Genomic DNA, 6,914 nt, shown 5'->3' with positions numbered 1-6,914 from the left:
TTGGAATTGTCCAGACTAATCACTTCTCGATCTATCTTACCTTACGTCCTAACTAAGCTGGCGATTGCTATACTTCTTCGCTCACCTACCCACGTAAGGGACTTACGTTTGAAAGTTTTTAGCTCTCCGACGGTTAAATCTTCGCTGCAAGAGTGTTATCGTAAAGCTATGGCTCAGATAAATTCACAAAACTTTACCTATACACAGGATTAATTTAACAAACTGAGAACTTTGGTTTTCCGTGAGAAAATTCCGATAAGCATATTTACTTATTTGAAACTTGGTTTGATATTTAGCTGTTTATCATAAGAGCAAAATACAAAAAACAAATTTCTTCTCGTATTTTTAAGGTTGATGACTGATTTTCATGACTTAAACAATTTTAATAAAACTTACTAAATTTCTAATCATCTACAGGTATCGATTGAAAGACTACCGATAATCAAAGCTGATTAATTTTCTCCTAAATCTTTAGTCCAAAAACTGTTAAATCAAGGCAAGATGAAAATCAAAGAACCCGCTATGGATTGTCGAATTCTCTACGTCCGTCTCCCATGTAATCCTATCTTCCCAATTGGGGTCGTCTACCTTGCAGACCACGTACACAAATTATTTCCCGGAATCGAACAGCGAATCTTCGATTTGGGAACAATACCACCTTTAGATTATGCTTCTGCTTTAGAAAATTGTATTGATGAGTTTAAGCCATCTTTACTAATTTATTCTTGGCGAGATATTCACATTTTTGCTCCTGTAGGTGGACGAGGTGGCAATCCATTACAGTATTCTTTTGAGATTTTCTATGCCAAAAATCCCTTTGTGAAATTGCATGGTGCGTTGGGCGGCTTACAAATGCTCAAAAGTTTTTACACAGAACTTTGGCAAAACCAGAGTTTGATTAAACGTGGTTTAAAACGCGCTCAGCAATACAACAAAGATGTCCGCGTTATCGTTGGTGGTGGTGCGGTAAGCATATATTATGAGCAATTGAATAAAAGCCTCCCCAAAGGTTCGATAGTTTCCGTTGGTGAAGGGGAAGCACTACTCGAAAAACTCCTTAGCGGTCAAGACTTTAGTGACGAACGCTGCTATGTAGTAGGAGAAAATCAACCACGTCAACGATTAATTCACGAAGCACCAACTCCCCTAGAAAAAACAGCTTGTAATTACGAATATATCGAAAGTATTTGGCCAGACTTTAATTATTATCTGCAAGAAAGCGACTTCTACATTGGCGTACAAACTAAGCGTGGTTGTCCTCATAACTGTTGCTACTGCGTTTATACAGTAGTGGAAGGGAAACAAGTACGTATAAATCCTGCAGATGAAGTTGTTGCAGAAATGCGCCAACTATATGATCGGGGAATTCGCAACTTCTGGTTTACCGACGCTCAATTTATTCCAGCCAAAAGATTTATCGACGATGCAGTAGAACTATTACAAAAAATCGTTGATTCGGGAATGACGGACATTCATTGGGCAGCATATATCCGTGCTGATAACTTGACGCCTAAATTGTGCGAATTGATGGTAAAAACTGGAATGAACTATTTTGAAATCGGTATTACCAGTGGTTCCCAAGAGTTAGTCCGGAAAATGCGTATGGGTTATAACCTACGAACAGTTTTACAAAACTGTCGGGATCTCAAAGCTGCTGGTTTCAATGATTTAGTTTCTGTTAACTACTCCTTTAACGTCATTGACGAACGCATCGAAACAATTCGCCAAACCATAGCTTATCATCGGGAACTCGAACGAATTTTTGGTGCGGATAAAGTCGAACCCGCAATCTTCTTCATTGGACTACAACCCCATACCCACTTAGAAGAATACGCTTTTAAAGAGGATATTCTCAAACCAGGTTATAATCCCATGCTCCTGTTACCATGGACTGCAAGAAAACTACTTTGGAACCCAGAACCACTCGGCTCCTTCTTTGGCAAAGTCTGCTTGCAAGCCATGCGGGAAAATCCCAACGATTTTGGGCGGGAAGTTATGAATATTTTGGAAGCTAAACTGGGTTGTGCGCCATTGGAAGAAGCATTAACAGCACCAATCGAGCAAAAGTTAAAACCCAAACAACTGGCAAAAATATCTTAATTATTAAGTTATTCCCCGTGTAATTATTCCGTAAAGTCGGTGAAAATGTTCGTGCTCCTGTGTCTTTATGGTTGATTTATCTATGATAGGAAGTAGAAAGGATAGGAAGTAGAAAGATAAAATCATAAAGATACAGAGCGCCTACATACAGAGTTAAATCTTGAAAGTACCAAGTGAATGTAAAGACATTATTGTGGTATGTAACAAAAATCATTGGTATGGCAGTAAACTAAATTATTATGAGAAGACTTTTAATTTTTTCTAAATAGTTACTTTATTTAAATTTCTAAAAAGTTTATTTATTTCAAGTTGATTTACCATACCTATGTTAAAAGGCTCAATTCTCGACCAACTAGAAACGGCTCATCGCCATCAGAAAACATCATTAAAACTAGGAGTATATTACAAAAATACTCTTGTTTCTTTATGTCATGCCCTTGAAGATCATATTTTATCCGATGAGAGTTCGCCAATAGTTATTACAGCCTTTCAACAAGGTAAATGGTATCTCGAAGAGGCCGAAAGATATGCAGATATGGCTAAGCATTCTAGTCATATTGCGATTATGGCAGCACCGGATACAGTTTGGACAGAACATCCAACCAGTAAACTAGCCAATGTTGACTTGGTTCCTTTAGATACATCAGATCCTGTTGCCCAAGAATGGCACTTAATTATCCTATCCCCAAATTACACAGCAATGGTTCTGTGCCAAGAATTATCGCCAGAAGATTATGGAGCGGGAGGACAGCCGGAGTCAGATGTAGAACGAAAATTCTATGGTTTGTGGACATTTGAACCAACATTGGTTAAGCAAACAGCAGATTTAGCCATTAAGCATATTGGCAATTACAACCCCGAACTTCAGCAAAAACTTCTGCAAGCTCAGAAGAAAATTAAAACGGCGGTAGCTACCCCAGAAGAATATGCAACGGTGGTTTCTCGCGTTGTGGAATATCTACAAACTGGGCAAGAAAAACTTGGTACACCTACGGCTTTACGTCACGAAGCCTTAGATAGTAATTTAATTTCCAACGAAATTCAGGCATTTTTGCGCATGGCGCAATTAATGGATCAAGCTGATATTAATAATCCAATGGCTGCTGCAGAGGTAGTTTCCCTTGCAGAAACCTTAGCTCAACTTTTAGAATTACCAGCATGGCAAATTAAGCGACTACGACTTGCTGCTTGGTTGCATCGTATAGATCCATTACAAAGAAGTCAAAGCATTCTTACTCCTGGGGTTAGCACGCGTTATCAAGAAAATTCACCTAGCACTCCTTTGACTTGTCCCTTGGTACCGGGAGCGCAAGTTTTACGTAAAATGCCCCGGTTGCGTGCGATCGCCCAAATTATAACTCATCAAACAGAATGGTGGGATGGTACTGGAGAACCAGCAAGATTAACAGGGGATGAAATTCCCTTAGAATCGAGAATTTTAGCCTTAGTTTCAGATTTCCAATACCGAGTTAATCAGAAAAAAAATTCTGGACAAAGTAGAGAACAAGTTTTCACACAAGCCTTGGAAGAATGTAAGGAGCAACAATCTTACCGCTTCGATCCGAAATTAGTTGATGCTTTGACTCTGTTGGTTATGGGTTTACAGCAAGGACTAGAATTACCTACCAATACACCGAAATTTAGTTCCAGAATGTGGTTAATTGATTCTAAAGCCGATAGCGACGCTCGAGTTAGCGATCAAAAATTAGAATCAACAAAATTTGATTGAACTTGCTTGAATTTAATTTAATTTAATTTAATTTAATTTGCATTTAGGCTTTTATCTGGTTCTTCAACTGATTTGCTCCTAAATTCAATACACCCAGCAAAAATCAAATTTGCCGTATTTCAATTTTCCCTGTCGTCAAATTCCACATTTTGTAACCCCTACACAGCAAAGATCTCAGCCAATGTCAAAAGCCAGTAAATGTGTTATTTTATTTCATTGCAAGGGGGTTAATTAACGGTTTAATACTGTTGTTAGCGGATCCGGAGGTAGCGCAGCTAGAGGCTAGAGCTTTTACGGCATCGGCGGATCCGTGGGTAGCACAGCTATAGTCTCTGATTAAGGTCACCTTGCGGATCTGCCAACGTCGCAGACTCTAGCGTGACCACAGGTCATATTTTGACTTCCCCTTCTTGGGAGTTAGTATCTTATATTGGATACTTACCTTACACCCAGTGACGGGAACGTTGAGTTGTAGAAATTCTCACATTCTCATCTGACTTAATTTTTGATACAAGGTTAACCTTACTATCATTTTGAGCATAGGTAATATAACTTATCGAAAACTTTCTACTTTCAAAGTTAGTAGCTTGTGGTAAAACCCAATAAAGCACTCAATCAAAGTCAGTTAATAAAAAAATGAATATAGAAGCAATTAAATCTGGTCAATTAAAACAACTCCCCGGAGTAAATTTAGAAGATGAAGATTTATCGCAATTAGATTTAAATCGAATCAATTTAGCTGGTGCAAACCTTGTTGGTATAAATTTAACTAATTCTAATCTAGAAGGCGGACATCTAGAAGGCGCAAATTTAATGGGCGCAAATTTACATCAAGCAAATTTGCGAGCTAACTTTATGGGAGCTAATTTGATGCAAGCGGATTTAACTAGTGCGGACTTACGCGGTAGTAATTTGCGGGGAGCTAATTTTATGGGGGCTAGGCTCAATGATGTTTCTTTAACCGGAGCTTTTTTAAGTGGTACAAACTTAATGAACGTCAATTTACAAGGTGTTGATTTGCGAGGTGCAGACCTGCGAGGAGCTAATCTGACAGCAGCTAACCTTAAAGGCGCAGATTTAAGTGGTGCAGATTTACAAGGAGCCCTACTGGGAGAAGCAAATTTAGAAGAAGCTGACTTGCGTAAAGCCAACCTTGCAGGTGCAAACCTCACAGGGGCGAATTTACTCTGTGCAGAATTGGAAGGTACAAACCTCAAAGGAGTTAATCTGAATGGAGCTTGTTTGGCTGGAACTATTGCAACAGAAAATATTTCTTAAGTTCTCTCTTCACGATCATCGATTAAGTTCAATTTTTCTTTTGTAATAATTTTAACTACTTCTAAACACCTTCAAAAATCGCAAATTAAACAGTATTTGCCAATTTTTGAAGGTGTTTGAATATCTAGTAGAATTTACACAAAATTAACACAGCTAGGTCATTCATTATAGCCGCACCTTACAGTGTTAGTGGGTAAGCGCGTAGCTAGCGCAGCGTACCAGATCCTCAAGGTAGCGCAGCCCTAGGTATTGCCTACGGATCCGCTAACACATAGTTTTGATATGCGGTTAGTAACATTCAAGTTATGTCCTGCGCATACGCTTTGCTAACAAAAGTCAAACTGATAAGAGCTTAATTTTCTTTCATGAAAAATTTCAGGGAACATATACGGAGGAAAAAGCGTAATTATACCTGGAAGAAAACCATTACAGATACGATGAGTTTTAGCAAGTAAAAGTCTTTGAAGCCCAGAAATTTTTGTTAAAACTGCTATTCTTGCTGAAGATAGGTTTTAACAGGAACGAAAAAATTTGATACAAATAAGTTTATGGCTGTCCTATCCCGTGTGAAATCCCAGACTATACGTAAGCGGCTAAAGTTGTTTATCATTACTAGCACTGTAACTCTCAGTTGGTTAACTTTATTGCCAGTTAAATTAGTCCAATCAGAAACTTTATCACCTCAAAACTTACATATTCTCAAACTAAAGAATAGAGTTTTAAAAAGTACTAGTAATTTTACTTATAAAATTCAACCAAAATTTAAGTATGTTGGTAGTTTCTCTGAAGGATTGGCATCAGTATATATTGGTTACCGAAAAGGATATATTGACAAAAATGGTCGAGTAGCTATAAAACCACTTTTTGACGCCGCAGAAGAATTTTCTGAAGGGTTAGCACGGGTAAGCATCGGTGATAAGTGGGGTTACATCAATAGAAATGGCCAAATGGTAATTAAACCACAATTCGACTCTGCTGGAGAATTCTCCCAAGGTTTAGCAAAAGTTAGCAATGGTGATAAATGGGGCTATATCGACAGAGTTGGTCAAATAGTTATTAAGCCCAAGTTTAAAGCCGTAATGTCTTTTGCTGTAGATAACCAGGCAAAGGCTGTAAACAGACAAGCATTAGCTCCAGTCAAATTAGAACAGAAATGGGGTTACATCGACAAAAGCGGTAAATTTGTTATTCTTCCCAAGTTTAATCAAGCTTCTTACTTCTCTGAAGGCATGGCAGAAGTTAAATTAGGCGATAAATGGGGTTATATTGACCAAAGTGGTAAGTTAATTGTTCAACCTATATTTACTCAAGCATGGAAATTTTCTGAAGGCTTAGCCTTAGCTAGTATCAATCACCACTGGGGTTATATTGATAAAACTGGTAAATTTGCGATCAAGCCAGTATTTCAGGATGCAGGAATATTTTCCGAGGGGTTAGCCTACGTATGGAAAGAAGGCAAATATGGCTACATTACTAAAACAGGTCAAATGGCTATTCCAGCTAAATTTGACGATGTTGGTATTTTCTCCCAAGGATTAGCACGGGTAAACATAAATGATAAATGGGGATACATTGATACTACTGGTCAAATAGTTATCGAACCCCAATTCGATCATGCCACTGATTTTACAGTTGATAGATTGGGTGTTGACCAAAAAGTAAAACTTGCGTGGGTCAAAATTGGTTCCCAATGGGGTTACATTAGTACTTCTACAAATTAAAAATAGCAGAAAAGAAGCTAAAACTAAATTTTGAAGTTTGTATGCAACTATTAAATTGCAGCAAATCTTAATTTACTATTTTGATT

At 38.0% G+C, this 6,914-nt stretch carries 5 protein-coding genes; all 5 read left to right on the top strand.

Features of this window, described 5'->3' with window-relative positions; genetic code table 11:
- A partial coding sequence (locus BC008_RS51925; protein ID WP_235596015.1) for a hypothetical protein occupies window positions 1–213 on the top strand: 213 nt, incomplete at its 5' end.
- Window positions 214–501: 288 nt separating this feature from the next.
- Complete coding sequence (locus tag BC008_RS41765) at window positions 502–2,100, top strand: photosystem II high light acclimation radical SAM protein (protein ID WP_027840943.1); 1,599 nt, start codon at window positions 502–504, stop codon at window positions 2,098–2,100.
- A gap of 325 nt (window positions 2,101–2,425) precedes the next feature.
- On the top strand, window positions 2,426–3,829 hold the full coding sequence (locus tag BC008_RS41760) for a DICT sensory domain-containing protein (protein WP_027840942.1): 1,404 nt from the start codon (window positions 2,426–2,428) through the stop codon (window positions 3,827–3,829).
- A 636-nt stretch (window positions 3,830–4,465) separates the two neighbouring features.
- Window positions 4,466–5,107 (top strand): pentapeptide repeat-containing protein, encoded by a 642-nt coding sequence (locus tag BC008_RS41755; protein ID WP_027840941.1) that lies wholly within the window; start codon window positions 4,466–4,468, stop codon window positions 5,105–5,107.
- 548 nt (window positions 5,108–5,655) lie between these two features.
- The gene (locus BC008_RS41750; protein ID WP_058183386.1) at window positions 5,656–6,828 is read left to right on the top strand and encodes a WG repeat-containing protein; all 1,173 of its coding nucleotides are present in this window, start codon (window positions 5,656–5,658) and stop codon (window positions 6,826–6,828) included.
- Window positions 6,829–6,914 lie beyond the last annotated feature (86 nt).

The sequence above is a fragment of the Mastigocoleus testarum BC008 genome, assembly GCF_001456025.1.
GTDB classification, from domain to species: Bacteria; Cyanobacteriota; Cyanobacteriia; order Cyanobacteriales; family Nostocaceae; genus Mastigocoleus; species Mastigocoleus testarum.
The sequence above is the reverse complement of the archived record's forward strand: the minus strand, read 5'-3'. Positions and strand labels throughout refer to the sequence as shown.

Coding starts and splice junctions, on each gene's coding strand:
- BC008_RS41765 (WP_027840943.1), top strand. CDS start 502: ATGAAAATCAAAGAACCCGCTATGGATTGTCGAATTCTCTACGTCCGT.
- BC008_RS41760 (WP_027840942.1), top strand. CDS start 2,426: ATGTTAAAAGGCTCAATTCTCGACCAACTAGAAACGGCTCATCGCCAT.
- BC008_RS41755 (WP_027840941.1), top strand. CDS start 4,466: ATGAATATAGAAGCAATTAAATCTGGTCAATTAAAACAACTCCCCGGA.
- BC008_RS41750 (WP_058183386.1), top strand. CDS start 5,656: ATGGCTGTCCTATCCCGTGTGAAATCCCAGACTATACGTAAGCGGCTA.